Below are 2,645 nucleotides of genomic sequence, written 5' to 3'. Positions count from 1 at the left end.
AGGTGCGGATTTCGGAGCACCGTGACCGGCCGTTTCGGTTGATCGTGACCGCTCATTTCGCTAACGCGTGACCGCTCATTTCGGTAGCAACGTGACCGATTCTCCGCCTGTTCCGAAACAGGTGGTCACGGCTTACCGAAATCGCCGGTCACGACTTAGCGAAAGCCTTCCCCTTCGTTGCGCATGACCTGATGCGCCGCCATCCTCGACCGATTTCGGGAGAGGAAGATGGCGGCGCCGCGAGTAGCCATGCGAAACATCAAAGAATGTCTGCGCCTCAAGTTTGAGGCCGGCTTGTCCCACGAGAAGATTGCCCGTGCCTTGCAGCTGTCCAAGGGCGTGGTTAGCAAGTACATCGCGGCGGCGCGGGTGGCCGGGCTGGACTGGCCGGCGCTGGTGGCCATGGACGAGGCCGCGCTGGCGGCCGCCTTGTTTGCACCGACGTCGACGAACAAGCCGCGCGGTGAGCGAGTGCTGCCCGATGTGCTGAGCATCCACCGCGAGTTGCGACGCAAGGGCGTGACCTTGCAGCTGCTGTGGGAGGAATATCTCGCCGCGCATGCGGGCCAGCCGACCTACCGCTACACCCAGTTCGTCGAGCACTACCGGCGCTACGCCCAGACGCTCAAACGTTCGATGCGTCAGCTGCACCGTGCGGGCGAGAAGCTATTCATCGACTATGCCGGGCCGACGCTGCCGGTGGTCGACCCGGCCACCGGCGAAGTGCGCCGGGCGCACATCTTCGTCGCCGCCCTGGGCGCCTCGAATTACACCTATGCCTGCGCGACGCCAGGCGAAACCCAGGTGGACTGGCTGACCTCGCTGGGCCAGGCTCTGACCTACTTTGGCGGCGTGCCGGAAATGGTTGTGCCGGACAATCCGCGCGCCCTGGTCGCCCAGCCGGATCGCTACGAGCCGGGCCTGAACCGGGCCACGCTGGAGTGCGCGCGTCATTACCAGACGGTGATCCTGCCGGCACGGCCACGCAAGCCTCAGGACAAGGCCAAGGCCGAGGTGGCGGTGCAGGTGGTCGAGCGCTGGATCATGGCGCGGCTGCGCCATCGGCAGTTCTTCAGCCTGCATGCGCTTAACCAGGCCATCGCCGAGCTGCTGGAGGATCTGAATCGGCGCCCGTTCAAGCGGCTCGATGGCTGCCGGCGCGACTGGTTCGAGCGTCTGGATCGCCCGGCCTTGCGAGCGCTGCCGGTGCATCCCTACGAGGTCGCCACCTTCAAGCGCTGCAAGGTCAGCATCGACTACCACATCGAGGTCAATGGCAGCTTCTACAGCGTGCCCTCCGCCCTGGCCCGGCAGAACGTGGACGTGCGACTGACGGCACACACCCTGGAAGTGCTGCATGGCAACCGGCGGGTGGCCAGCCACCTGCTGCTGGGGCGACGCGGCGCTTACAGTACCCAGCGCGAACACATGCCCGCAGCGCACCAGGCGCATCGTGAGTGGACGCCGCAACGCCTGCTCGACTGGGGCGAGCGGATCGGCCCCTACACGCGCCAACTGATCGATCACCAACTGACCCACAAGCCGCACCCGGAGATGGGCTACCGCGCCTGCCTCGGCCTGCTCTCGCTGGCCCGGCGCTATGGCAATGCACGCCTGGAAGCCGCTGCCGAACGTGCCGTACACCTGCGCGCCTTCACCGGGCGCAGCGTGCGCAACCTGCTCCAGCAAGGCCTGGATCAACAGCCGCTGCCCCAGCGTGCCGCCGAAACGACCTTACCCGGCGACCACGAGAACGTCCGTGGCGCCGACTACTACCAACCCCCGCAACAGGAGCTGTTCGATGATGCCGCAACACACCCTGAATCAACTGCACCAGCTACGCCTGGACGGCATGGCCCGCGCCCTGGAAGAGCAATGGACGCTGCCGGCCAGCCACAGCCTGAGCTTCGATGAACGCCTCGGCCTACTGCTCGACCGCGAACTGGCCTGGCGTGACAACCAGCGCCTGGTACGGCTGCGCAAGAAGGCCAAGCTCAAGTACGCCAACGCCTGCCTGGAAGATCTCGACCGCCGCTCCGGACGCGCCCTGGACGAGCGTCTGATCGCCACCCTGGCCAGTGGCGACTGGATCCGCCAGCAGCACAACCTGCTGCTGACCGGCCCGACCGGTGCCGGCAAAACCTGGCTGGCCTGCGCCCTGGGCAACCAGGCCTGCCGCCAGGGCTATAGCACCCTGTACCTGCGCACCCCGCGCCTGCTGGAACAACTGCGCATCGCTCATGGCGACGGCAGCTTCGGCCGTACCCTGCAACAGCTGGCAAAGGTCGACGTCCTGGTGCTGGACGACTGGGCGCTAGCCCCGCTGGAGGAAGGAGCCCGGCATGACCTGCTGGAGGTGATCGACGACCGCGCTGGCAGCCGCTCCACCATCCTGACGAGCCAACTGCCCATCGAGCACTGGCACGGCTGGATCAACGACCCGACCCTGGCCGATGCCATCCTCGACCGCCTGGTGCACAACGCCTACCGACTGACGATGAAAGGCGAGTCGCTGCGCCGAAAAAAAGCCGAGGAACAAGCCGCATCGTGACCGATGCGATTACAATCCAGAACCCGCGCAACCGGGGTGGAAGCACCGGTCACGTATTAGCGAAACGCTCGGTCACGTTCACCGAAATCCGCAC

2 protein-coding genes are annotated in these 2,645 nt (G+C 66.0%); both read left to right on the top strand.

Annotation, left to right across the window (positions count from 1 at the left end; all coding sequences use genetic code 11):
- Positions 1–228 precede the first annotated feature (228 nt).
- On the top strand, positions 229–1,914 hold the full coding sequence (istA, locus tag N787_RS11665; protein ID WP_024360721.1) for an IS21 family transposase: 1,686 nt from the start codon (positions 229–231) through the stop codon (positions 1,912–1,914).
- A complete protein-coding gene (istB, locus tag N787_RS11660; RefSeq protein ID WP_003460139.1) occupies positions 1,802–2,551 on the top strand; it encodes an IS21-like element IS1474 family helper ATPase IstB in 750 nt (249 codons plus the stop codon). Before istA ends, istB begins: the two co-directional genes overlap by 113 nt.
- Positions 2,552–2,645: the final 94 nt, after the last annotated feature.

Origin of the sequence: Arenimonas metalli CF5-1 (assembly GCF_000747155.1) — a bacterium.
Classification (GTDB): domain Bacteria; phylum Pseudomonadota; class Gammaproteobacteria; order Xanthomonadales; family Xanthomonadaceae; genus Arenimonas; species Arenimonas metalli.
The sequence above is the reverse complement of the archived record's forward strand: the minus strand, read 5'-3'. Positions and strand labels throughout refer to the sequence as shown.